This is a genomic window from Luteimonas galliterrae, from assembly GCF_023374055.1.
Classification (GTDB): Bacteria; Pseudomonadota; Gammaproteobacteria; order Xanthomonadales; family Xanthomonadaceae; genus Luteimonas_C; species Luteimonas_C galliterrae.
Map to the genome: position 1 here is coordinate 2,018,357 of NZ_JAMBEP010000001.1, position 23,818 is coordinate 2,042,174.

At 65.7% G+C, this 23,818-nt stretch carries 23 protein-coding genes; 10 read left to right on the forward strand and 13 right to left on the reverse strand.

Annotated elements, in window-relative coordinates; genetic code table 11:
* Positions 1–107: 107 nt before the first annotated feature.
* The 3 genes from M2650_RS09360 to M2650_RS09370 are packed head-to-tail and all read left to right on the forward strand — an operon-like array spanning position 108 to position 2,888.
* Entirely contained in the window at positions 108–1,274 is a 1,167-nt protein-coding gene (locus tag M2650_RS09360) for an ABC transporter permease (protein WP_249473581.1), read from the forward strand.
* 19 nt (positions 1,275–1,293) lie between these two features.
* The gene (locus tag M2650_RS09365) at positions 1,294–2,610 is read left to right on the forward strand and encodes an ABC transporter permease (RefSeq protein WP_425602539.1); all 1,317 of its coding nucleotides are present in this window, start codon (positions 1,294–1,296) and stop codon (positions 2,608–2,610) included.
* A complete protein-coding gene (locus M2650_RS09370; protein WP_249473590.1) occupies positions 2,610–2,888 on the forward strand; it encodes a hypothetical protein in 279 nt (92 codons plus the stop codon). The genes M2650_RS09365 and M2650_RS09370 overlap by 1 nt, the downstream gene beginning before the upstream one ends.
* A 782-nt stretch (positions 2,889–3,670) precedes the next feature.
* Here M2650_RS09370 and M2650_RS09375 read toward each other — a convergent pair.
* Both M2650_RS09375 and M2650_RS09380 read right to left on the reverse strand, forming a co-directional pair.
* Entirely contained in the window at positions 3,671–4,282 is a 612-nt protein-coding gene (locus tag M2650_RS09375) for a nucleotidyltransferase family protein (protein WP_249473593.1), read from the reverse strand.
* Positions 4,279–5,286: an XdhC family protein gene (locus M2650_RS09380; RefSeq protein WP_249473597.1), complete on the reverse strand. Its 1,008-nt coding sequence runs from the start codon at positions 5,284–5,286 to the stop codon at positions 4,279–4,281. Before M2650_RS09380 ends, M2650_RS09375 begins: the two co-directional genes overlap by 4 nt.
* A 100-nt stretch (positions 5,287–5,386) precedes the next feature.
* Between M2650_RS09380 and M2650_RS09385 the strand changes: the two genes are divergently transcribed.
* The 3 genes from M2650_RS09385 to M2650_RS09395 all read left to right on the forward strand — a co-directional run bounded on the left by M2650_RS09385 (position 5,387) and on the right by M2650_RS09395 (position 8,792).
* Positions 5,387–5,842, forward strand: coding sequence for a (2Fe-2S)-binding protein (locus M2650_RS09385; protein ID WP_249473600.1), 456 nt, complete (start codon positions 5,387–5,389; stop codon positions 5,840–5,842).
* 189 nt (positions 5,843–6,031) lie between these two features.
* Positions 6,032–8,212, forward strand: coding sequence for a xanthine dehydrogenase family protein molybdopterin-binding subunit (locus M2650_RS09390; RefSeq protein WP_249473603.1), 2,181 nt, complete (start codon positions 6,032–6,034; stop codon positions 8,210–8,212).
* A gap of 10 nt (positions 8,213–8,222) precedes the next feature.
* On the forward strand, positions 8,223–8,792 hold the full coding sequence (locus M2650_RS09395; RefSeq protein ID WP_249473606.1) for a hypothetical protein: 570 nt from the start codon (positions 8,223–8,225) through the stop codon (positions 8,790–8,792).
* A 130-nt stretch (positions 8,793–8,922) separates the two neighbouring features.
* On the opposite strand, the gene rarD is transcribed toward M2650_RS09395, so the two are convergent.
* Both rarD and yedA read right to left on the reverse strand, forming a co-directional pair.
* Positions 8,923–9,834 carry an EamA family transporter RarD gene (rarD, locus tag M2650_RS09400; RefSeq protein ID WP_249473608.1) on the reverse strand — a complete coding sequence of 304 codons (912 nt, stop codon included), beginning with the start codon at positions 9,832–9,834 and terminating at the stop codon, positions 8,923–8,925.
* Positions 9,831–10,766: a drug/metabolite exporter YedA gene (yedA, locus tag M2650_RS09405; RefSeq protein ID WP_249473611.1), complete on the reverse strand. Its 936-nt coding sequence runs from the start codon at positions 10,764–10,766 to the stop codon at positions 9,831–9,833. The genes rarD and yedA overlap by 4 nt, the downstream gene beginning before the upstream one ends.
* Positions 10,767–10,880: 114 nt before the next feature.
* Here yedA and M2650_RS09410 point away from each other — a divergent pair, with 114 nt between their 5' ends.
* The gene (locus tag M2650_RS09410; RefSeq protein ID WP_249473613.1) at positions 10,881–11,375 is read left to right on the forward strand and encodes an Lrp/AsnC family transcriptional regulator; all 495 of its coding nucleotides are present in this window, start codon (positions 10,881–10,883) and stop codon (positions 11,373–11,375) included.
* A 129-nt stretch (positions 11,376–11,504) separates the two neighbouring features.
* Here the strand turns inward: M2650_RS09410 and M2650_RS09415 are convergent, their stop codons facing one another.
* From M2650_RS09415 to M2650_RS09435, 5 genes are all read right to left on the reverse strand, one after another.
* On the reverse strand, positions 11,505–12,329 hold the full coding sequence (locus M2650_RS09415) for a methylated-DNA--[protein]-cysteine S-methyltransferase (protein WP_249473618.1): 825 nt from the start codon (positions 12,327–12,329) through the stop codon (positions 11,505–11,507).
* 242 nt (positions 12,330–12,571) lie between these two features.
* Positions 12,572–14,749: a carboxy terminal-processing peptidase gene (locus tag M2650_RS09420; RefSeq protein WP_249473620.1), complete on the reverse strand. Its 2,178-nt coding sequence runs from the start codon at positions 14,747–14,749 to the stop codon at positions 12,572–12,574.
* 198 nt (positions 14,750–14,947) lie between these two features.
* Positions 14,948–15,952, reverse strand: a complete 1,005-nt coding sequence (gene lipA / locus M2650_RS09425; RefSeq protein ID WP_249473623.1) for a lipoyl synthase — start codon at positions 15,950–15,952, stop codon at positions 14,948–14,950.
* A 73-nt stretch (positions 15,953–16,025) separates the two neighbouring features.
* The gene (gene lipB / locus M2650_RS09430) at positions 16,026–16,670 is read right to left on the reverse strand and encodes a lipoyl(octanoyl) transferase LipB (protein ID WP_249474357.1); all 645 of its coding nucleotides are present in this window, start codon (positions 16,668–16,670) and stop codon (positions 16,026–16,028) included.
* 68 nt (positions 16,671–16,738) lie between these two features.
* Positions 16,739–17,017 carry a DUF493 family protein gene (locus M2650_RS09435; protein WP_249473626.1) on the reverse strand — a complete coding sequence of 93 codons (279 nt, stop codon included), beginning with the start codon at positions 17,015–17,017 and terminating at the stop codon, positions 16,739–16,741.
* Between the two features lie 165 nt (positions 17,018–17,182).
* Between M2650_RS09435 and M2650_RS09440 the strand changes: the two genes are divergently transcribed.
* Entirely contained in the window at positions 17,183–17,719 is a 537-nt protein-coding gene (locus M2650_RS09440; RefSeq protein WP_249473628.1) for a hypothetical protein, read from the forward strand.
* A gap of 254 nt (positions 17,720–17,973) precedes the next feature.
* The gene (locus tag M2650_RS09445) at positions 17,974–18,606 is read left to right on the forward strand and encodes a hypothetical protein (RefSeq protein WP_249473630.1); all 633 of its coding nucleotides are present in this window, start codon (positions 17,974–17,976) and stop codon (positions 18,604–18,606) included.
* A gap of 80 nt (positions 18,607–18,686) precedes the next feature.
* Here the strand turns inward: M2650_RS09445 and M2650_RS09450 are convergent, their stop codons facing one another.
* The 4 genes from M2650_RS09450 to mltB form a co-directional block, all read right to left on the reverse strand.
* A complete protein-coding gene (locus tag M2650_RS09450) occupies positions 18,687–19,073 on the reverse strand; it encodes a VOC family protein (RefSeq protein WP_249473632.1) in 387 nt (128 codons plus the stop codon).
* Between the two features lie 69 nt (positions 19,074–19,142).
* Complete coding sequence (locus M2650_RS09455; RefSeq protein WP_249473635.1) at positions 19,143–20,360, reverse strand: D-alanyl-D-alanine carboxypeptidase family protein; 1,218 nt, start codon at positions 20,358–20,360, stop codon at positions 19,143–19,145.
* A gap of 343 nt (positions 20,361–20,703) precedes the next feature.
* A complete protein-coding gene (locus tag M2650_RS09460; RefSeq protein WP_249473638.1) occupies positions 20,704–21,996 on the reverse strand; it encodes a septal ring lytic transglycosylase RlpA family protein in 1,293 nt (430 codons plus the stop codon).
* On the reverse strand, positions 21,993–23,114 hold the full coding sequence (gene mltB, locus M2650_RS09465) for a lytic murein transglycosylase B (protein WP_249473640.1): 1,122 nt from the start codon (positions 23,112–23,114) through the stop codon (positions 21,993–21,995). The genes M2650_RS09460 and mltB overlap by 4 nt, the downstream gene beginning before the upstream one ends.
* Positions 23,115–23,337: 223 nt before the next feature.
* On the opposite strand from mltB, the gene M2650_RS09470 reads away from it, so the two are divergent.
* Positions 23,338–23,775, forward strand: coding sequence for an REP-associated tyrosine transposase (locus tag M2650_RS09470; RefSeq protein WP_249473643.1), 438 nt, complete (start codon positions 23,338–23,340; stop codon positions 23,773–23,775).
* The last annotated feature ends 43 nt before the right edge of the window (positions 23,776–23,818 follow it).

Here is a 23,818-nt window from a genome sequence, read left to right on the forward strand (position 1 = left end):
GTTCGGCGCGAGCGCCGGCTTCCATCCCGCACCGAACCCTCATCCGGCGCTTCGCGCCACCTTCTCCCGGACGGAGAAGGGAAAGCAAAAGCTAAGAGGCCATGGCGATGAAATATCTTCCACTGATCTGGGCCGAACTGTTCCGCCGCAAGACGCGCACGATCCTGACGCTGTTGTCGATCCTGGCGGCCTTCCTGCTGTTCGGCCTGCTCAACGGCGTGCGCGAAAGCTTCGCCGAAGCCGGCAAAAGCGCGGCCGGCGCTTCGCGCCTGCAGACCGGTTCCAAGCTGTCCTTCATCCAGACCCTGCCGCTGTCCCTGGATGCGCGGATCAAGCAGGTCGACGGCGTGCAGACGGCCACCTACGCCAACTGGTTCGGCGGCGCCTACCAGGATCCGCGCAACCAGATCTTCAGTTTCGCGGTGGCGCCGAACTACCTGGACCTTTATCCGGAAATCGAAGTCGATCCCAAGCAGCGCGAAGCCTTCGACAACACCCGCACCGGCATCCTGGTCGGCGAGCTGCTGATGAAGCGCTTCGGCTGGAAGGTCGGCCAGAAGATCCCGCTGCAATCGACCATCTTCCCCAACCGCGACGGCAGCAAGAACTGGAGCTTCGACATCGTCGGCACCATGCGCTCGAAGGACAAGAAAAGCGGCGGCTGGTACGACAACCTGGTGCTGATGCAGTGGAAGTACTTCGACGAGTCCACGCCCTACAACCGCGGCGAAACCGGCTGGTACGTGGTGCGCGTGTCCGATCCGGCGCAGGCCGACCGCGTGGCCAAGGCGATCGATGCGCTGTCGGCCAATTCCGCCTACGAAACCAAGACCATGACCGAGCAGGCGGCGTTCGCCAACTGGATGAAGCAGACCGCCAACATCGGCCTGATCGTCGGTTCGATCATGGGCGCGGTGTTCTTCACCCTGCTGCTGCTGACCGGCAACACGATGGCGCAGGCGGTGCGCGAACGCATCCCCGAACTGGCGGTGCTGAAGACGATCGGCTTCAAGGACGGCAGCGTGCTCGGCCTGGTGCTGGCGGAATCGATATTGCTGGTGTTGATCGGCGGCGTGCTGGGCCTGGGCCTGTCCGCGGTGCTCGGCCCGATCATCAACGTCGGCAGCGGCGGCATGATCAACATGCCGCCGGTAGGATTGAATAGCTGGATGCTGGGCCTGGGCCTGATGATCGCGATCGGCCTGCTGGTCGGCGCGCTGCCCGCGATGCGGGCGATGCGCCTGAACATCGTCGATGCATTGGCCGGCCGCTAGGAGAACCACCATGAGCAAAATGAAATCCTTCCTGCGCGGCTTCGGCTTGTTCCTGCTGGTCCTGATCGGCATCGCTGCGTGGCTGTTCCTGCCCTGGCCGTTCCTGCTGGGCATGGGCGTGCTGTTCGCGCTGTGGATGCTGCTCACGCGGCGCGGCCGCCAGGCCGGCTCGGTGACGCAGATCGGCGTCAGCACGCTGAGCCAGCGGCTGGGTTCGTCGTCGGTGATCGTGATCGGCATCGCCGGCGTGGTCGGCGTGCTGGTGGCGATGCTGGCGATGGCCGAAGGCTACCGCGAGACGCTGCGCAAGAGCGGCAGCGAGGACACCGCCATCGTGCTGCGCGGCGCATCCGCCGCCGAGGTGATGTCCACGCTGGATCGCGCCTCGGTCACCGTGGTCGAGCAGGCGCCCGGCGTGGCGCGCGGCGCCGATGGGCGTCCGCTGACCTCGGCCGAGTTGGTAGTTGCGGCCAACCTGCCGTTGAAGGACGGCGGTCCCGACGAGGACGGCAGCGTGCAGCTGCGCGGCGTCGGCCCGCAGGCGTGGGCGGTGCGGCCCGACGTCAAGCTTGTCGAGGGCCGCAAGTTCGAGACCGGCCGGCGCGAAGTCGTGGTCGGCCAGGGTGCGAAGCGGCAGTTCGCGGGGCTGGATGTCGGCAAGCCGATCAAGCTCGGCAGCGAAACCTGGACCGTGGTCGGCGTGTTCTCTTCCGGCGACGCGATGGATTCGGAAGTCTGGGGCGACGCCGAAGTGGTCGGCACCACCTATCGCCGCGGCAGCACGCGCACCTCGGTGACCGCGCGGCTGTCTGATCCCAAGGCGTTCAAGGCCTTCAAGGCCGCGTTGGACAGCGACCCGCGCGTCGATGTGGACATCAGCACCACGCTGGACTATTTCAGCAAGCAGTCCGAGCAGATGACCAATATCATCCGCATCATCGGCATCGTGGTGGGATCGATCATGGCGATCGGCGCGGTCTTCGGCGCGCTCAACACCATGTTCGCTACCGTGGCCACGCGCGCCCGCGAGATCGCGACCTTGCGCGCGATCGGCTTCCGCAGTGTGCCGGTCGTAGTGGCGGTGATGCTGGAAACGATGCTGCTGGCGCTGCTCGGCGGCATCCTGGGCGGTGTGCTGGCCTGGCTGATCTTCAACGGCTACACGGCGTCCACTATCGCCGGCGGCGTCGGCCAGCTGACCTTCCAGTTCAACGTCTCGCCCGAAGTGCTGTGGACCGGCATCAAATGGGCGTTGGCGATCGGTTTCGTCGGCGGTCTGTTCCCGGCGCTGCGCGCGGCGGGATTGCCGGTGACCACGGCTTTGCGGGCGGCCTGATGCCGCCCGACGCGCCGCAGGGATTGCAGCGCTTGCCCAAGCGGGAGTTGTATGCGCGCTACGACGATTTGCAGCGTAGCGCGCATGCCTGCTTCGACCGCGATGGCGTGCCTTACGAGCAGGCGCAGGCCGAGGCCGCGCCGATGATCGAACAAGCCGACGCGATCGCCACCGAAATCGTGCGGCGCGCGCGGCGCACGTCACAACGCGCTTGGGTCGTGGTGTACGCGGCGGGCGCGCTGATCGTCGCGTTGATCGCATGGTCGGCGATCCGCTAATCCGTCCGTTCGTATGTCATCAAATTGCGGGGTCCAGCGTATTCGCCTCAGCTTGTAGAGCAAAGCTTGCTCCGCTGCTCTTCGCTCTTAAGCCGTTCGCTCTTAGGCCGTTCGCTCTTAGGCCGTTCGCTCTTAGGCCGTCATCCCAGCGAACGCTGGGACCCATCTTGCTCTTGTGCTTGCCCTTCAGCCGTCATCCCGGCGAATGCCGGGATCCAGGCCCGCGTCCTCGCGGGTCGCGCTGCGACTCGCGCCATGGACAAAGGCTTCCGGGCTGCGCCCGGGTCACTTTCTTTGTTGGCCCAAAGAAAGTAACCCAAGAAAGGGCCTGAACTGCGGTGCGATGCGTCGCGATTAAAAATACGCCAGCGGACCTGCTTTCGTCGCAGGTGACCTTCTTACGCAGGTACTAGATTTTGATTCGCAGCGTATGGGTGACGTGGCTTTTGCGGATTTGCGCTAAGGAGGCGTTCTGGTCGATCGTCTCGGATCTAAATGTCGAAGCGACGGAGGAATCCCGAGGGCCGGCGAGCAATGGCCAAGAACACGAGGTAACCCCATCGCCGGGACACCTTCCAAAGGCCCTTTTTCTTTGGTTACTGTTCTTTTTGGGCCCCACAAAAAGAAAGTAACTCGGCCGCGGTTTTAGCGGACGAAACCCCGGCCCGAAGGGCCGGCAGGTCGCCACAAACCCACAAGCAGAGGCAGCGGAACAAGCTCCGCGCTACAAAGCAACAGCAAATCTCCCCGGCCCTCTTTTTTTAAAGAGGAGACAAGCGACGTCAAAGGCTGACGTCGTCCAGCAGTCCGCGCTCGATCGCCACCCGCAGGTCGGCGTCGTTATCGATATCGAACCCCAGCTCCGGCGCGTCCAGCGTCCACACCGCATCGGCCCGCAATTCGCGTAGCTTGCGCCCCATGCCCTGGTCGCCCTGCAGTTGCCCGGCATGCTCCCGCCACGAAGGCGGCAGCACTGCGGGAATGCCCGGCGCGCCGTCGTGCAGCGTCGCCGCGCAACCCAGCCCGGTCGCCGCCGCGCCATCGAGCAGGCGCCGCAGATGCGCGGATTCCAGCGCCGGCTGATCGCAAGCCACGATCAGCGTCGGCCCTTCGTGCGCGACCAAGGCCGCAGCGGCGGTCCGCAGGCTGCTGCCGAGGCCGCGCTCCCACTCGTCGTTGACCACGAGTTCGCATCCGATGCCGGCGACGGCTTGCGCGACATCCTCGCGATACGCGCCCACGACCACCAACAGGCGTCGCGGCGACGTTTCTGCGCACAAGCGTGCGGCGCGATGCGCGAGCGTTTCGCCGCCGCGCGTCAGCAACTGCTTGGCGCGGCCCAGGCGCCGGCTGCCGCCCGCCGCCAGTACCACCGCGGCATGCGTCCCGCTCAACGCGGCGCCTCGCCATGGCGATAGGCCTGCAGTTGCGCGGCAATGCTCAACGCGATCGCCTGCGGGCCCGAGCCGCCGAGCTTCAACCCGATCGGCGAACGCAAACGCGCGGACAAGGCCGCGCGCTGCACCGGTGTCAGCAGGCGAAACAGGTCTTCGCGCCTGCGCACCGGCCCGAGCAGACCGACAAAAGGAATCGCGCCGTCGGCCAGGACCGACAAGGCTTCGCGATCCAATTCGAAGTTGTGGTGCATCACCAAAGCCGCATCGGCCGACGGCGCACGTTGCGAAGCGGCCGCCGGCATCGCTTCGATCAGACGGTCGGCGGCCGCGCCGTACGCCAGCCAGCGCGGACGCCGCTCGGCCAGCGTGGTCATCCAACCCATGCCGCGCAGCAACGGCAACAGCGTCGGCGTTTCCGGACCGGCGCCGAACACGATCACCTTCGGCGGCGGTTGCAGGCGCATGCGCCATCTTTGGGCCTGCGCATTCGGCCAATCCGGCGCGGACGCAGCCAGTTGCCAGGTGCGTGCGGCGTCGCCCGCCGCGGCGACGAAAGTACCGGAAAGGTCCAAGTCGAAATCCAGCGCCGCGCCGTCGACGAGCCAAGCGCGCACCAAGGCTTCGAAGCCGGGCATGGCGAGCAGCGGCAACAAGGCGATGCGCAAGCGGCCGCGGCAACCCAAGGCGGATCCGGACAGCAGGTCCTCATCGTCGCGGGTATCGATATCCATCCAACCGATAGCCGATGTCCGCGCGATTTCGCCGGCCCGCCGCTCGATCTCCGGCTCCAGGCAGCCGCCGCTGAGCCAACCCACCTGCCCGGCCGGCGCGCCGAACAGCGCCATCGCACCGACCCCGACATAAGTCGAACCTTCGGTTTCGACCACCAGGGCCAACACCGCCGGTTGGCGGGTTTCGATGGCGTCCGCCGCGGCTTCCAGCACGGCGCGCAGGCCGTCCGTGGCCGGGCTTGCATATTCCGATGGCATTGTCCCGCTCATGGTCCAAATCGCGCCTTCATCGCCGACCTGTCGGAAGTGAGTTTTTCACACTGCCGATAGTATGCTGTTCGAAGCTCCAGCCGACGCCAGGGAGACCGCGATGAAACTGCACGTCAACGGCAGCGAGCGCGACATCGATGCGCCTGCAGACATGCCGCTGCTCTGGGTCCTGCGCGACCTGATGCGCATGACCGGCACCAAGTTCGGCTGCGGCATCGCGCAATGCGGGGCCTGCACCGTGCACGTCGACGGCGCACCGTTGCGTTCCTGCGTGACGCCGGTCGCCGCGGTCGAGGGCAAGAAGATCACCACCATCGAAGGCCTGTCGGCCGACGGCAGCCATCCGGTGCAGAAAGCCTGGGCGGAACTGGATGTCGTCCAATGCGGCTACTGCCAGTCCGGCCAGATCATGTCGGCGGTAGCGCTGCTGGCCAAGATCCCGTCGCCGAGCGATGCCGATATCGATCAAGCCATGACCGGCAACATCTGCCGCTGCGGCACCTATCCGCGCATCCGCGCGGCGGTGCATCGCGCGGCGGAATTGAGCAAAGCCTAGTTTGTGACCCCCTCTCCCCCGGGAGAGGGTTGGGGTGAGGGTTCGGCGAAGCGACGGCGTTTGAAATCGCAACGCCAACATGTAACGCGTACGCGATTTCGTCGATATCGCCGCTGCGCCGAACCCTCATCCGCCCTTCGGGCACCTTCTCCCGACGGGAGAAGGAAAAGCACCAAAACGGAGGTTTCCGTGAACGCTGTCCGCAATCCGTCCCGCCGCGATTTCCTCAAAACCGGCGCCATCGTCGGCGGCGGCCTGGTCGTCGCCTTTGTCGTCCCTGGCGCCAAACGCTTCGCGATGGCGCAGGAAACCGCCGCTGCGGCCGCCGCCGCGCCGTTCGCGCCGAATGCCTTCCTGCGCATCGGCAGCGACGACAGCGTGACCGTGCTGTTGGCGCATTCGGAAATGGGCCAAGGCATCTGGACCGCGCTGCCGATGCTGATCGCCGAAGAGCTCGATGCTGACTGGTCCAAGATCAAGGTCGAACACGCGCCGGCCGGACAGCCGTACGCGCATTCGGCGTTCGGCATGCAGATGACCGGCGGTTCGACGTCCACGTGGTCCGAATTCGACCGCTACCGCCAAGCCGGCGCCGCCGCGCGCGCGATGCTGATGCAGGCCGCCGCCACGCGCCTCAATGTGCCGTTGTCCGAGCTTCGCACGGAGAAAGGCGAAGTCGTGGCCGGACAGCAGCGCCTCAGCTACGGCGCATTGGCCGACGAAGCAGGCAAGCTCGCCGCACCGGATCCGAAATCGCTGACACTGAAGGATCCCAAGGACTGGAAGATCATCGGCAAGCCGACCTTGCGTCTGGATACGCCGGAAAAAATCACCGGCCGTGCGCAATTCGGCATGGACGTGCAGTTCGATGGCCTGCTGACGGCGATGGTGGCGCGGGCGCCGGTGTTCGGCGGCAAAGCGAAATCCTTCGACGCGGCCGCCGCGAAAGCGGTGCCCGGCGTGCGCAACGTGGTGCAGGTCCCCAGCGGCGTCGCCGTTGTCGCCGACCACTACTGGGCCGCCAAGCTGGGCCGCGATGCGTTGAAGATCGACTGGGACCCGGGCCCGAACGCAGCGCTCGACACCGCCGCGCTGCGCAGCGAATTCGCCAAGCTCGCCACTATGCCGGGCACGGTCGCCGTGCAAGCCGGCGACGCCGCCGCAGCGATGGCGGAAGCCGCGAAAACGGTCGAGGCCGAGTATGCCGTGCCCTATCTCGCGCATGCGCCGATGGAGCCGTTGAACTGCACAGTGAAGATCGACGCCGACAAGTGCGAGATCTGGACCGGCACCCAATTCCAGACCGTCGACCAGCAGGTCGCGTCGAAAATCACCGGCCTCAAGCCGGAACAGATCTTCATCCACACCACCTTCCTCGGCGGGGGCTTCGGCCGGCGCGCGACGCCGGTTTCGGATTTCGTGTCCGAAGCGGTGGAAGTGGCCAAGGCCGCGAAGGCGCCGGTCAAGACGGTGTGGTCGCGCGAGGACGACGTGCGCGGCGGGTATTACCGTCCCGCCTACGTGCAACGCGCCAAAGTCGGCCTTGGCGCCGACGGCCTGCCGGTGGCCTGGCAGCAGGTGATGGTCGGCCAGTCGATCACGGCCGGCACGCCGTTCGAACCCTTCACGGTCAAAAACGGCATCGACGGCACCTCGGTCGAAGGCGTCGCCGATTCGCCTTACGTGCTGGGCACGCCGGCGCATCGCGTAGACCTGCATTCGCCCAAGACCGGCATTCCGGTGCTGTGGTGGCGCTCGGTCGGCCACAGCTACAACGGCTTCGTGATGGAAAGCCTGGTCGACGAACTCGCGCACGCGGCCGGCAAGGAACCGCTGGAGTACCGCCGCGCGTTGCTAAAAGATCATCCGCGCCATCTCGCCGCGCTGAACCTGGCGGCGGAAAAATTCGGCTGGAGCAAACCGCTTGCGCAGGGCCGCGGATGCGGCATCGCGGTGCACGAATCCTTCGGCAGTTATGTCGCGCAGGCCGCGGAAGTGTCGGTCGAGAACGGCGCGATCAAGGTGCATCGCGTGGTCTGCGCGATCGACTGCGGTCCGGTGGTCAACCCGCAGACCGTCGCCGCGCAGATGGAATCGGGCATCGCCTTCGGCCTGGGCGCGGCGCTGCATTCCAAGTTGACGTTCAAGGACGGCCGCGTGCAGGAATCCAACTACCACGACTACCGGGTGCTGCGGATGAACGAGATGCCGGCGGTCGAGGTGTTCATCGTGCCCAGCACCGAAAAAATGGGCGGCGTCGGCGAGCCGGGCACGCCGCCGATCGCGCCCGCAGTGGCGAACGCGGTGTTCGCGCTCACCGGACAGCGTTTGCGCGAACTGCCGCTGCAACTGGCGCCGGCCAAAGCCTGAGGAAACGACGATGCGCATCCCCACACTCGCCCTCGCCGTCCTCGCCTTGGCCGCCTGCGGTCCGCGCGTGAGTCCCGAGCAGAAGACGCAGGCCGTCGCGGCCTTCGCCACGATCGAAAAAGTGTTCCAGCATCCGCGCTGCAGCAACTGCCACATTCCCGGCGACCAGCCGCTGCAGTTCGACAACCAAACGCCGCACATGATGAACGTGGTGCGCGGCACCGAAGGCAAAGGCGCCGCGGGATTGCCGTGCGCGACCTGCCATGCCGAGAAGAACCCGCCGGCCAGCTACGGCCCGCACGCGCCGCCCGGCGCGCCGCATTGGGCGCTGCCGCCGCCGGACCAGAAGATGGCCTGGATCGGCGTGCCCGCCGCGGAACTGTGCGCGATGATCAAGGACAAGAAGCGCAACGGCGACCGCGACCTGGATGCCATGTTCAAGCACGTCAGCGAAGACAAGCTGGTGTTGTGGGGCTGGAATCCTGGCGGCGAGCGCAAGCCGGTGCCGGTGCCGCACGACCAGTTCGTCGCCGCGTTCAAGACCTGGATGGACGGCGGCGCGCCCTGCCCGGGCGCTTGATGCGACCGCTTTCGTAGGTGCGAATTTTCGCACGCTTTTTTGGGGCAAGAGCATGCGAATAAATTCGCACCTACGAGGAGCAAACCCACAGCGCTGGATCCCGGCATTCGCCGGGATGACGATTGGCGAGTTATGCGGCGGCAGGAACGGCGCGCTTGCGCGAACGCAGGAAGCCATCGATCGCGAACACCGCCAGTCCGACCCAGATGAACGCAAAACCGATCGCACGATCGTTGTCGAAGGCCTCGCCGAACACCAGTACCCCGATCAGCAGCTGCATCGTCGGCGCGATGTACTGCATCAGTCCGATCACCGAATACGGAATGCGCCGTACCGCATAAGCGAAGCCTATCAGCGGCAACGCCGTCAGCGCGCCGCCGAACACCAGCAGCGCATCCATGGCCAAACCCCAGCCGCCGAAGAAGCCGCCTTGCCCGTGCGTCTCCGCCCATAGCAGCATCGCCAGCGCGGGCAGGAACAGATAGGCGCTTTCGATGCCCAATCCCGGAATCGAATCGACCGCGGCCACTTTGCGGATCAGCCCGTACAAACCGAACGACGCGGCCAGCGCCAATGCGATCCACGGAAAGCTGCCGTAGTTGAAGGTGAGCCACAGCACGCCCAGGGCGGCGATCGACACCGCGATCCACTGCGCGGCGGTCAAGCGTTCGCGCAGGAGCAGAACGCCCAACACCACGTTGAGCAGGGGATTGATGAAATAGCCCAGACTCGTCTCGACCACATGGCCCGCATTCACGGCCCAGATGTACAAGCCCCAGTTGAATGCGATCAACGTGCCGCTGAGCGCCAACAGCCAAGCCACGCGCGGCTTGGCCACGGCTTGCCGCCACCACTGCAGGCCTTGCTTCCAGCACAGCCAGCCGATCACCAGTACCGTGCTCCACACGATGCGATGGAACACGATCTGCATCGACGGCACCGCCTTGAGCAGATGCCAGTACAGCGGCATCAGGCCCCACACCGCGAACGAAGCGGCGGCCACCCACAGGCCGCGGCGGTCGAGGACGGGGATCGGGCTCATGGCGTTTCGTCGGCGGTCCGCGGCGGCGCAGGCTTGGGCGCACGGCCCTTGGCCAGCGTGATCGCGACCACGCCCAGCAGGATGACCAGCATCGCGCCGAGATCGTGCGCGGTGAAGCTTTCCGCGGCCAGCCATGCGCCCAGCATCACCGCAATCACCGGATTGACGTAGGCGTAGCTGCCAGCCAGCGTCGGACGCACGTGGTCGAGCAGCCAGACATAAGCGGTGAAGCCGATGATCGAGCCGAAGGTGATCAGGTACACGACCGCCAACGAGCCCTTCAACGTCGGCATGCCCTGGAAACTTTCGCCGGTGACGGCGCCGGCCGCCAGCATCATCGCACCGCCGCAGATCATCTGGCCGGCGGCGCTCATGAACGGCGACGGCATATCGCGGCCGCGGCTCCAGATCGAACCGAAGGCCCATGCGATCGGCGCGATCAACAGTGCGATCAACCCCTTCGGCTCGCCCGACAAACTGCTGCCGGCGTTCAACCAGAGCACGCCGACGAAACCGATGCACAGGCCGATCCATTCCAGGCGCTTGGGATGCTGTCCGCGGATCGAGGCGAACAGGCCCATCCACAACGGCGCCGATGCGACCGCCACGGCCGTCAACCCGGACGAGACCCACTGTTCGGCCAGCGTGACCATGCCGTTGCCCAATCCCATCATCAGGAAACCCATGACCGCCAGGTTCTTCCACTGCGCGCGCGTGGGCAGCGGCATGCCGCGCCAGCGCAGCACCGCCAGCATCATCAGGCCGGCCAGCAGGAAGCGGCCGCCGGCCATCAGCAGCGGCGGATAGCCGCCTTCCAGGGCGAAGCGGATACCGAGGTAAGTCGAACCCCAGATCACATAGACGGCGGTCAGCGCCAGCACGACGGCCAAGCCGCGCGGCATGCCTGAAGCTGAAGCAGAGGTATCGGTCATGGTCGTTTCCAGGAAGGACTTCGGCGTATGCGCAGCGGAGGTCCGAACGACAGCGTAGCCGCACGGCGATGCGAGCGGGTTGAATATTTCTGCGTCCAGACGCAAAATTTTTGCATGGCTGCCACGCCCCTCCAACTCGACGATTTCGACCATCGCCTGCTTGAGCTGCTGCAGCGCGACGCGGACACCACCCTGACCGCGCTCGGCGATGCGGTAGGGCTGTCGGCCAGCGCCGTACAGCGACGGATCATGCGCTACCGCAAGCAGAGCCTGCTGCGCCAGGTAGCCGTGCTGGACCCCGCCCTGCTCGGCAACGTCACCCTGGTCGCGGCGCTGGTGACCATGGAGCGCGAAACCGCGAAACAGCACGCTGCGTTCTATGCGCGGATGCGTTCAGCGCCGGAGGTGCAGCAGTGCTATGCGCTGGCCGGCGACTGGGACTATCTGGTGATCCTGGCGACCACCAGCGTAGCTCACTACCGCGAAGTGGCCGAGCGCCTGTTCCTGGACGAAGGCTACGTGCGGCGCTACGACACGCGGCTGATTTTCGAAACGGTGAAGCTGGGTTTGCAGGTGCCGACGCGGGCGGCGTCGCGGCGGCGCAAGTGAGGCTGCTGTTCCTCCCCCTTTGAAAAAGGGGGATCGAGGGGGATTTGCTCTTGACCCTGCTTCAAGAGTAACTGCAAAAACAAAAGCAAATCCCCCTGTGTCCCCCTTTTTCAAAGGGGGATAACAGCTTCAGGCCGCGCGCTCGCGCTGCAGCAGACGCTCCTTCATCGGCAAGCCCCAGCGATAGCCGCCCAGCGAACCGTCGCCGCGCACCACGCGGTGGCAGGGCACCACGATCGCGAGCCGGTTGTGGGCACACGCGCTGGCGACGGCGCGGCTGGCGTTGGGCGCGCCGAGCGAGGCGGCGACTTCGGCATAGCTGCGCGTTTCGCCTTTCGGAATCTTCATCAGCGCATCCCAGACTTTCTTCTGGAAGGCGGTGCCGAGCAGGTCGGTAGGCACCTCGACGCGCTTACCTGCCAGCACATCGGCCACCGCGCGCACGCGCGGGCCGAGGAATTCGTCGCGGCCGGCATCGACGCGTTGCAGCCGCGCCTTGGGGAATTCTTCGTGCAGGCGCGCTTCCAGCGCCGCGTCGTCGTCGCCCAATTCCACCGCGCAGATGCCGCGCTGGGTGGTGGCGATCAGTACGCGGCCCAGGGCGGTATCGATCAGGCTCCAGCGGATGTCTTCGCCCGCGCCGCCCGCGCGGTAGCGCGCAGGCGTCATGCCCAGCCGCGCCGCGCCCGCCTCGTACACGCGCGAGGGCGAACCGTAGCCGGCGTCGTACAGCGCCGCGCTGACGTCGTGGCCGCCGCGCCGCAATGCCGATTTCAGCGTGCCGAGTTTGCGTTGCGCCAGATACTCGGCCGGGCTCAGGCCGTAGCGCGCGCTGAAGCGGCGCTGCAGGTGCGATGCGCTGATGCCGACCGCGGCGGCGAGCTCGGCCAGCGAAGGTTCGCCGCCGTCGAGCAGTTCGCGCACGCGTTCTAGTTTTTTGTCGGATTTGTCCATGGCTGAAAGGGTAACGGGCGCCCTGGGCGCCCGCTATCCGGATCTTGCTTTAGCCCGCTTTAGCCCGCTTTAGCCCTCTCCCGCTTGCGGGAGAGGGTTGGGAGAGGGCGCGCGCGATGGCAGATCGCGGCGAAAGTGGGATTCGAGTTCGAAACCATCGGAAATGATCGGTTTGACGCGATCTGAAGCTTCGCGCACCCTCCCCCCAGCCCTCTCCCGCAGGCGGGAGAGGGGGCAAACGCTTATTCCGCCCAATGCCCCGGCGTCTTGGCTTCAGGCAACACCTGCCCGGCCAGCGCGCGATCGCCGTTAAGCAGATATACCGCATCGGCCAGGATCGAAGCCGATTCGCGCAGCAGCGGATCGGGCAGATTCTCGGCGGCTTTTTCGCGCGCGGCTTCCTTGGCGATGTCGCGTTCGCTGGTCTGCAGGCCGTCGTCGCCGTTGTCTTCCAGCAGCGGATCCAGCGCGATGTTCAGGCGCTTGCGCTCTTCCTGCCGGTTCTTGCGGATCGCGTCGAGCTTGTTCTTCTCCGCGCGGCGCTCGGTCTCGTTGAGCGACAGGTATTTCTTGTCGCGCTCGGCCTTGAAGCGCGCCACGTCCTCGGCCTGCCACTGGAATTCCACGTCCTTGGCGATGCGCGCCGAATGCAGGGTTTCCAGCTTGGGCAGCAACGGCGCGAAATTGCCGTACTGGGTGTGCGGCACCGAAGCGATGCGGGTCCAGGGCAGCGCGTTGTCGTAGGTGCTCTCGCCGTAATCGCTGGCGTCGACCGTGACCGGGAAGGCGATGTCCGGCACCACGCCCTTGTTCTGGGTGGAGCCGCCGGCGACGCGGAAGAACTGCGCGATGGTCAGCTTGACCTGGCCGAAGCGCGCCTTCTCGTTGGCCGGCCAGCGGTCCAGATCGACCAGGTTCTGCACCGTGCCCTTGCCGAAGGTGGTTTCGCCGATCACCAGACCGCGGCCGTAATCCTGGATAGCGCCGGCGAAGATCTCGGACGCCGATGCCGAGCCGCGATTGATCAGCACCGCCAGCGGACCGTCCCAGGCCACGCCCGGATTGCGGTCGCTCTCGACGCTGACGCGGCCGCCGGATTCGCGCACCTGCACCACCGGTCCTTTATCGATGAACAACCCGGTGAGCTCGATCGCTTCGTTCAACGAACCGCCGCCGTTGCCGCGCAGATCGAGCACCACGCCGTCGACCTTGTCGGCGCGGAACTGCGCCAACAGCTTGGCGACGTCGCGCGTGGCCGAAGCGTAGTCGCCGTTGTTCTTGCGGCGGCCTTCGAAGTCCTGATAGAAGCCCTTGAGCTTGATCACGCCGATCCGCTTGGCCGGCGTATTGCCGTTGGCCGGTACGTTGAGCGTTTCGCCCTTGGCGGCTTCTTCCGCCAGGCGCACCTTGTCGCGGGTCAGCACGAGCCGGTTGGGCTTGCTGTCCAGGCCCGCTTCCGGCGGCACGATATCCAGGCGCACCTGGGTGCCTTTGGCGCCTTTGATCTTTTCGACGACATCGTCGATGCGCCAGCCGATCACGTCCTCCATCACGCCGCTGTTGCCCTGGCCGACGCCGACGATGCGGTCGCCCGGCTTGAGCTTGTCGCTGAGGTCGGCCGGACCGCCGGGCACGATCTCGCGGATCACGACCACGTCGTCCTGCTTCTGCAGCACCGCACCGATGCCTTCCAGCGACAGCGACATGCTCTGGTTGAAGCGTTCGGCGCCGCGCGGATCCAGATAGTTGGTGTGCGGGTCGATCGAACTGGCGTAAGCGTTGAGGAAGGTCTGGAACGCGTCCTCGCCGTTGAATTCGGCGTAAGTCTTGCCGAGGTTGGCGTAGCGCTTGTCCAGCGTCTTGCGGATCTCGTCGGGCTTCTTGCCGGCCAGCTTCAGGCGCAACCAGTCGTTGCGCACCGACTGCTTCCAGACGGCGTCGAGCTCGGCGCTGTCCTTGGCCCAGGGCAGGTCTTCGCGGTCGTATTCCCAGCGATCGGTGCCGCTGAAGTCGAAGATGTTCTGCTTCAACAAGCCGCGCGCGTAGGCCACGCGCTGTTCGACGCGCTGCTTGTACACCGCGAAGATCGCGTAGGCGGGAGTCAGCTCGCCGGCCTTGATGGCATCGTCGAGCTTGGTCTTCTGGGTCGCGAACTGGGCCACGTCCTGGGCGGTGAGGAACATCTTGCCGGGGTCGATCGCTTCCAGGTAACGCTTGAACACGTCCTGCGAAAGCGCATCGTCCAGCGCGCGCGGGCGATAGGCGTAACGGCTGTCGGACAGCAGGCCGTAGACCAGCTTGGAAGTCGTCGCCTGGTCGGGCGTGGGGCCGGCCGGCAGGCCGTCGCTATCGGCGCGGGCCAGCAACGCCAGCGGCGCGGTGAGGACGAGGGCGGCAAGCAGGGTGTGGCTCAATTTCATCGATACGCTCGGGGCCGTCTTGGCCGGGTCGAAGAACAATGGACGGTTCGGGAAGTCAGGTTGCAGTCGCTTCAGACAACGAGATAGTGCCGGAAGTTGCGGCCGCAAGCCGTTCCAAGCCACTTTAACCGCGCCGAACGGGCCCGATGTGAATGATTCGTCAGCCTGCGGTGGAACTGAACAGGCGGATGCGCAGCCTCAGGCGGCGACGCCGGCTTCGGCAGCCTGTCGATCGGCATGGTACGAGGAGCGCACCAGCGGACCCGAGGCGACGTGGGTGAAGCCCAGCGACATGCCGTAGACCTCGAGCGCCTTGAACTCGTCCGGCGTCCAGTAACGCAGCACCGGATGGTGGTGCGCGCTCGGCTGCAGGTACTGGCCGATGGTGACCATGTCCACGTCGTGCGCGCGCAGGTCGCGCAGCGTGCCCTGCACCTGCTCCATGGTCTCGCCCAGGCCGAGCATGATCCCGGATTTGGTCGGCAGCTGCGGATGCTGCTGCTTGAATTTCTGCAACAGGGTCAGCGACCACTGGTAGTCGGCGCCGGGGCGGACGTTGGTGTACAAGTCCGGCACGGTTTCGACGTTGTGGTTGAACACATCCGGCGGATTCGTGGCCAGGATCTCCAGCGCGCGTTCCATGCGGCCCTTGCCGCGGAAATCGGGCGTGAGGATCTCGATCTTGGTGTTGGGCGACTTGGCGCGCACCGCAGCGATGCAGTCGACGAAGTGCTGGGCACCGCCGTCGCGCAGGTCGTCGCGGTCGACGCTGGTCACCACCACGTACTTCAGGCCCATGTCGGCGATGGTGTTGGCCAGGTTGAACGGCTCCAGCGGATCGGGCGGCTTGGGCCGGCCGTGGGCCACATCGCAGAAGCTGCAGCGACGGGTGCAGACCTCGCCGAGGATCATGAAAGTGGCGGTGCCGTGGCCGAAGCATTCGTGGATGTTCGGGCAGCTGGCTTCCTCGCACACCGTGACCAGGCGGTTCTCGCGCAGCTTGGCCTTGAGCGCGGCGACCGCACCGTTGCTGGGGATGCGTACGCGGATCCAGGACGGCTTGCGCAGCACCGGCGCGTCGTCGAACTTGACCGGGCTGCGCGAAATCTTGTCGCCGGCGACCTGTTTCGCGCCCGGTTCCAGCGGCGCAGGCGTCGAAGCGACGACTTGCAGCGGAATGGATTTGGCGACGGTATCGGTCATGGCTTCGGGCTTTTTGCGCCCTCTCCCCGCTTGTGGGAAAGGGCTGGGGTGAGGGTCGGCTCTGGACTTCGCTTCATGCCGCCAACGACAAGTCCGGAAGCGCTTCGCGCCGTTCCAGGTTCAGGCCGAACTGCGCAGCGAGCTGTTCCAGCAGCACCGGCTTGACCGCATCCAGGCGGGAAGGGCCGCCCAAGTCTAGCACCGAGGTCACCTGCAGGCCTTCGTAGCCGCAGGGATTGATGCGCCGGAACGGCTCCAGATCCATGGCCACGTTGAAGGCCAGGCCGTGGAAGGTGCAGCCGCGGCGCACGCGGATGCCGAGCGCGGCGACCTTGGCGCCGGCCACGTACACGCCGGGCGCACCGTCGCGGCGTTCGGCATGGAGGTTCCATTCGGCCATCGTGTCGATCAGCGCCTGCTCGATGCGGTGCACGTACTCGCGCACGCCGATCTTCAGCCGCTTCAGGTCCAGCAGCGGGTAGGCCACGATCTGGCCCGGCCCGTGATAGGTCACCTGGCCGCCGCGGTCGACGTGCAGCACGGGAATCTCGCCGGGCATCAGCACGTGTTCGGGTTTGCCGGCCTGGCCCAGGGTGAACACCGGATCGTGTTCCACCAGCCAGACCTCGTCGGGCGTGGCGTCGTCGCGCGCATCGGTGAAACGCTGCATCGCGCGCCACACCGGTTCGTAAGGCTGGCGCCCCAAGTCGCGGACGATACCGCTTTGCCCCCTCTCCCGCTCAGCGGGAGAGGGCTGGGGTGGGGGCCCGGCTTTTGCCGTTTCGTTCACAGCGTCCACTTCACTTCCGGATGCGAGCGCAGCGCTTCGTGCGCCGTTTCGTACTGCTCGCGCGATTCGGCGCGGAAGCTGAGCTTCACCGATACGAACTTGCCGCCGCTGGATTCGCGGCTGGAGACCGTTTCGTGCATCACCACGATGCCCGCTGCGGCCAGCAGGCGCGGAATCTCGACCTCCAGGCCGGCGCTGGCCGGCCCCATGGCGGTGATCTCGAATTCGCCGGGAAACTGGAAGCCGTGCTCGGGGTTGTCGGATTTGATTTCCATGGGCCGATTATGGGTCCGTTCAGGGCCTAACCCAAGCCAGCGGTGACCGCAAAGTCGTTTCGCGGACCCGACAAGCACCGATTTTTTGGGGTGAGGCCACTTCAGCCCGTTTGCTCCGTCTTGAACGGGTGCGGAACGTCCCGCGCTTAACCAAGAACGAATTTTATGAATCGCTCAAAGCTCACCCTTAAGCTGATCTTCTCGACATTCGTGTTCGGCATCCTGCTGTCCGCACCGGATTCTGCCCATGCCGTCAATGGCTGGGATAGCAAGTATTGGGGCGGCGCCCTTTGCGTGCCCTACGGCAATACGCCGCATGCGGACTATTCCGTTCGCGGCGACGGCATTCAAAATATCAATGCCGGCCATGACCGTTGGGTGGTCTGCGCTTTAACGCGGGATTCGGAAGATGCGATGGGACCGCAAGGTTCGGCGTCGATCGAGATCAGCGGCACCCGCGCTGCGGCGGGCAGCATCGATTGCATGCTGACCAAAGGCGATGCCTACATGCCGCCGATGACCACGCTTGTCCGCTCCACCCCGTACTGGACGGGGATTTGGAGCGTGAGCTTTGCCACGGCCGACCTTTACTCAAGCGGCTCGGCCACGCTTACCGTCACCTGCCGACTGCCCCCCAAAGCGCAGTTGACCCGCGTACGCATCTCCGAGAACAACAGCACAGGTCCAGAAGCCATTCCCTGAACGAGCGCCATCACGGGCTGCGCGCGTCATCCGGGTATGGCCATTCCGCGGAGAACTTTCCGTCTTGAAGAGCGCCGACGAACGTCGTCGGCGTTCCTTCAGTCCGGAACCACCGCCATGAACCGTTCAACGAAGCCCATCGTCGAATACGCTTTGCTGGCGCTGCTGGCGATCGTCGCCTTGCTTACGGTAACCGGGGTCACCTAGCCGCATCCGGCCGCCCATCGCTGCGCCTGCATACCACGAAGACAGATATGAAGAACCACCATAGCGCAATGCCCTTGTTTATCGTTTTGTTGGTGGTACTCGCCGGGCTGGGGGTTGTTACGCTTGCGCGCGGCGGGGCCGATTCATCCGTGAACAGCGGGCGAAACAATGCGCTCGAACGGGATCGGCAGACGGACTATGCCGCACTCGAAGAAAAGGTCGACCGCCTAACCTATCTCATGCAGTCGGTGCCGAGCGGCGAGCGGACGTCGAACAGGGCGGGTACGCGAGCGCACGCCACGGCGCCAGAACACATGACACCGCAGCAAGCCCAAGCGCGGCAAGCGCAGATCAAAGCCGACCTGGACAAGCGATTCGAAACGCAACCGGTCGATGCGAACTGGTCGTTGGAATCCACGCGCCGGATCGAACGTTCGCTCTCCGCGGATGGCCTGAAGGAAATCGGCGCGCAACCGCCTTCGGCATCGCGTATCGACTGCCGCAGCAGCATGTGCCGCATCCATCTGGTTTACGGCGACAACGGCAGCGCCAGCGATGCCGGGATGATGCTGAATGTGGCGATCGCGGATCGCATGCCTTATACCCAGGTGTTGAGTCAGGCACGGACCGACGGCGGCGTCGACTACTTCATCTATGCGATGCGCGGCCACTCACGCTGACCGCGGCCTCAAGCGACATTCTGCGACCGGTTCGCCGGCCAAGAAAAAAACCGGCATTCGCCGGCCTTTTTACGCCCCGATCATTGGCCCGCGGGCGGCTGCCAAAGCTCTACCTTGTTTCCTTCCGGATCGATGACCCAGGCAAACTTGCCGTACTCGGAATCGTCGATCTTCTCGAGAACGTTGCAGCCTTCTTCACGCAGGACTTCGACCAGAGCGTGGAGATCCTCCACCCGGTAATTGACCATGAAAGCCGCGGTACTGGGCGCGAACTGGTCGCCTTGCGCCGAACCGATGGACCAGATGGTCGTTCCGGCCACCGGCTTGCCTTCGCCGTCGGTCCAGGCGAAAGCCGTGCCGCCCCACGCTTGGACATCGATTCCGAGGTGCCGCTTATACCAGGCGTGCAGTGCCGGAGCGTCTTTGGCTTTGAAGAAGATGCCGCCAATGCCCGTGACTCGCTTCATAGGACCTCCGAAGTCATGGGGTGCGCTTCTGCAGGCCAACGCCGAAGTCGACGGCGAACGGACCGTCGATCAGGTCGATTCCCACCACATCCAGAACTCGTCCCACAGGCGCTTGAAGAAGCCGCCCTCTTCCACGCCGTCGATCGCCACCAGCGGCGCCTGTGCGATCACCTTGCCGTCCAGCGAGACTTTCGCGGTGCCGATCTTCTGGCCCTTCTTGATCGGCGCGACCAGGGTCTTGGGCACGTCCATCGACGGTTTGAGCTGCGCGTAACGGCCGCGCGGGACGCTGACCAGCATCGGTTCGGCCACGCCCAGCCGCACTTCGTCGGCTTGGCCTTTCCATACCTTCTGCTTGGCGACCTGCTTGCCGGCGGCGTACAGCGTGTGCGTTTCGAAGAAGCGGAAACCCCAGTTGAGCAGCGCCTGCGAATCCACCGCGCGCTGGTTCTCGCTGCTGTCGCCCATCACCACCGTGATCAGGCGCTGGTCGCCGCGCTTGGCCGAGGCCATCAGGCAATAGCCGGCGCCGGAATGGTGGCCGGTCTTGATGCCGTCCACGCTCGGGTCGCGCCACAGCAGCAGATTGCGGTTGGGCTGGGTGATGGGGCCGACCGTGAATTCCTTGATCTTGTTGTACGAGTAGGCGACCGGATAGTCGTGGATCAGCGCGCGGCCGAGCAGCGCCAAATCGCGCGCGGTGGAGTAATGCTCGGGTGCGGACAAGCCATGCGGATTGACGAAGTGCGAGCCCTTCATGCCGATCCGCTGCGCGTACTGGTTCATCAGCGACGCGAACGCTTCCTCGCTACCGGCGACGTGCTCGGCCAGCGCGATCGCAGCGTCGTTGCCGGACTGCACCACCATGCCTTTTTCCATCTGCTCCAGCGGCGCGGTCTTGTTGACCTCGAAACCGCTGTAGCTTCCGTCGGTGCCGGCACCGCCGCTGCGCCAAGCGTTCTCGCTCATCATCACCGGGTCTTCGGCCTTCACCTTGCCATTCTTCATCTCCGCGGCGATCACGTAGGACGTCATCACCTTGGTGATGCTGGCCGGCTCGACGCGCGCGTCGACGTTCTGCCCCGCCAGCACCTGGCCGGTGGCGTAATCCATGATCAGCCAGGCCGAGGCTACTTTGGGCGCCGGCGCCGGAGGCACGGGCAGTTCGCCGGAGGCGACCGCGGCCGGCGGTGCGGGCTGCGGCTTGTTCTGTGCGATGGCCAGGCCGAAGACGGCGGTGGCCAGGGCTGCGAAGGCGATACGGCCGCCGGCGGAACGCAATTTCATCGATCAAGTACTCCTAAAAGCAGGCCCGCAATGCCGCGGCCCAAGCGAAGCTCCGAATTTTAAAGCACCTGCCGGCCGAAGCCCGCGTTCCCCTCTCCCGCCTGCGGGAGAGGGACAGGCCCGAAGGGCCAGGGAGAGGGTTCGGCTTTTCGTGCCATCTAACAACAAGAACAAAGCACGCGTCGCTACGCTCCGCCCCCTCTCCTGCCCTGCGGGCATCCCGCTCCGCGCCCCGGCCCTTGCTATTCGCAAGGGGCGTTCAGGGGCATGCGAAGCGGTGCTTCGCAAGCGATGCCCCTTCACCCACAAGGGGAGAGGAAAAAGCAGCAGCTGAGGCGAAAAACTAGTCCTTCACCACCCGCGGCTGTCCGAATCCCAGACCCGCAATCCGCCCGGCGAGTTCCGTCGCAGCGTTTCCGCGCATCGGCCCCACCCGCAACCGCCACAACTTCTGCCCGTTCACCTGCGCATCTTGCAGCCGCGCGTCGCCGATCCCGGCGCCTTTGAGCATGGTCAGCGCGCGGCTGGCGTTCTGCTGGCTGGCGAAACTGGCGACCTGGAGTGTGACCTCTTCGCCGCCGCCCGAAGACGTCGGCGCCTGCTCGGCGACCTTGCTGGCCACGCTGGCTTCGGCGGCCTTCGGCGCGACCGGTTCGGGCGCCACCGGCTTGACCTGGGCATCGACCTTGGCCAGCTTGCCCGGCTTGCCGGTGGCCACGCTGACGCGGCGCGCCTTCATCCAGGCGTCGAACTCCTTCACCGTCATCGGCTTGCCGTCCTGGCGCATGTCGAAGCGGTAATCGGTATTGGCCAGGGGCGCGGCGGGCGTGGCGGACGCTTCGGGCTTGCGTTCGGCCGCGGCCGCGGCGCCAACCGGCAACGCGGCGACCAGTTTGTCGATGGCGGTGTCCGGCGCCGAAGCGAGCGCGGCAGCCGGCATGGCCGGGGCGGCCGCGACGCGCGTATCCGTATCCGTGTGCCGGGCGTTGAGGCCTTCGACACGTACTTTGCCGGTGCCTTTGCGATCGATGCCCAGCTTCACCGCCGCGGCGTAGCTCAGGTCGATGATGCGGCCGTCGTGGAAGGGGCCGCGATCGTTGACGCGCACGATCACCGACTTGCCGTTGTCCAGGCTGGTGACGCGCGCGTAGCTGGGCAGCGGCAACGTCTTGTGCGCGGCGCTGAAAGTGTACATGTCGTACACCTCCAGCGACGAGGTGCGGCGCTGGTGGAATTTCTTGCCGTAGAACGAGGCGGTGCCTTCCTCGTCGTAGCCGTCGGCGCTGTCCAACACCTTGTAGGATTTGCCGAGCACTTTGTAGGGCGAACGGTTGCCGTAGCGCGAGCGCGGCTCGTCTTTGACTTCGGGCTCGGGAATCAGATCCACGTCGTGCAGGCCGTCCGGCGCACTGTCGGCGACATGCGGCGCGTACAAGCCGCCGGCGGTGTAATCGCCGCGCTTGCTGGGGTCTTCCTGGGCCGGCGCGTACGGCGAATGGCGCTTGGCGGACGACGAGCGCGACGGCGCGTTCTTATGGCCTGCAACAGGCGCCGTATCCTTCTTGGGCGCGCTGCAAGCGGCGAGCGCGGCGATCACGGCGGCGGCCAGGCACCGTTTGACGGCGACGGTTTTCATGGGGCCCCCACGGCCCCGCCATTGCGTATCGCCTGCGCGAGCTGGTGCACCGCCAACGCGTACATCGGCGAACGGTTGTAGCGGGTGATGACGTAGAAGTTGCGGTAACCGAGCCAGTATTCCTTGCCCATCTCGCCATCCAGCGACAGCAAGGTGGCGCCTTCCGCCGTCGGCTGGCCGGCCTGCGGGCGGTAACCGCGCGCAGCCAGATCGGCCAGGGGATAGACCGGATCGAGCGACTCGGGCACGAAATCGGCGGCTGCTGCATCGCGATCGGCGCGCGCCGCGACCGGGCCGCCGCGCTGCCAGCCGTGCACGACGAAGTAATTGGCGATCGAGGCGAACACGTCGGGCAGATGCGTGAGCAGATCGCGCTGGCCGTCGCCATCGCCGTCCTTGCCCCACAGACGATAGCTGGACGGCATGAACTGGCCCATGCCCATCGCACCGGCATAGCTGCCTTTCAACGCGAGAATATCGAGTTGAGGTTCGACCTTGCCCAGCGCGAACAGCTGCGCCAGCTCGCCGGCGAAGAACGGCGCACGCTTGGGGTAATCGAAGGCCAATGTGTACAGCGCATCGACGACGCGATAGTTGCCGGTGATCTTGCCGTAGCTGGTCTCCACGCCGATGATCGCGACGATGTATTCGGCGGGCACGCCCGTCTCGGCGGCGATGCGGTCCAGCGCGCCGCGGTTGGCCGCGTAGAACGCGCGGCCGCCTTCGATGCGCGCGTCGGTGAGGAAGATCGGCCGGTAATCGCGCCAGGGCTTGACGGCCTCGGCCGGGCGCGTCATCGCATCGATGATCTTCTGCTGGTACTGCGCCTGCGCCAGCACCGAGCGGACGAAAGCCGGGTCGGCCTGATAGGTGCCGACGGCGTAATCGACGAAGGCCTGGATGCGCTGCTCGCGCGGGATCGCAGGATCGGTGACCGGCGCAGGCGCGACCGGGCGTTCCGGCGGCTGCGGCACTTTAGGCAGCAAAGCACTGGCTGGCGGCGTCGGAGCGGCGGCCGGAGCGGGTGTTGGCGTGGAAGGCGGCGTCGGGGCCGCGGCATTCGTCGCACAGGCAACGAGGGCGAATGGCAGCAGGCAGGCCAGGGCGCGTCGTGTCATCGGCGCCGAGGGTAGCACGCGAGCGGCGGCAGGCCCACCGCGGCGATGTCGACGGCTAGCGTCCGTTAATCCTCGACGGTTTTTTGGGCTCGCTGCTCTTGTAGGAGCGGCTTCAGCCGCGAGCTTTTCGCCGTCGTCGTTTCCCTACTCGATATCCCGATGTAATCCGATGCCGGCTATGTCGGCATGGCGGCGAAATTAACGCATGGGACGAGGACACGTTATGCTCAGGAAAGGTCGCTGCTCCATCGCCGGACATATTTACCTAGTGACCTTCGCCACACACGAGCGTACTCAGCACTTCGACCGATGGGAGGTTGCCTCGCTGGCCGCCAGCGAAATCTCGAACTCCTATGCCTGGAAGCGCTCACAGTTGCTCGCTTGGGTGCTGATGCCGGATCACTGGCACGGCCTCATTCAAGTGGGCGAAGGGGATGCCTTGTCCGGCTGCGTGGGACGTCTGAAGGGGTCGACTTCGCGCCAGCTCAAACTGGCGCATCCCCAGCTAGGCCGCATCTGGGCGCCTGGGTTCCACGATCACGCACTGCGGAAAGATGAAGATCTGCGCGCTGCGGCTCGATATCTGGCGATGAATCCGGTGCGGGCCGGCTTGGTGGAGCGCGTCGGTGACTATCCTTACTGGGATGCGGTCTGGATATGAAAGATCACCGTTGAAGCTGTCCTCAACAAGATCAACAGCTCGC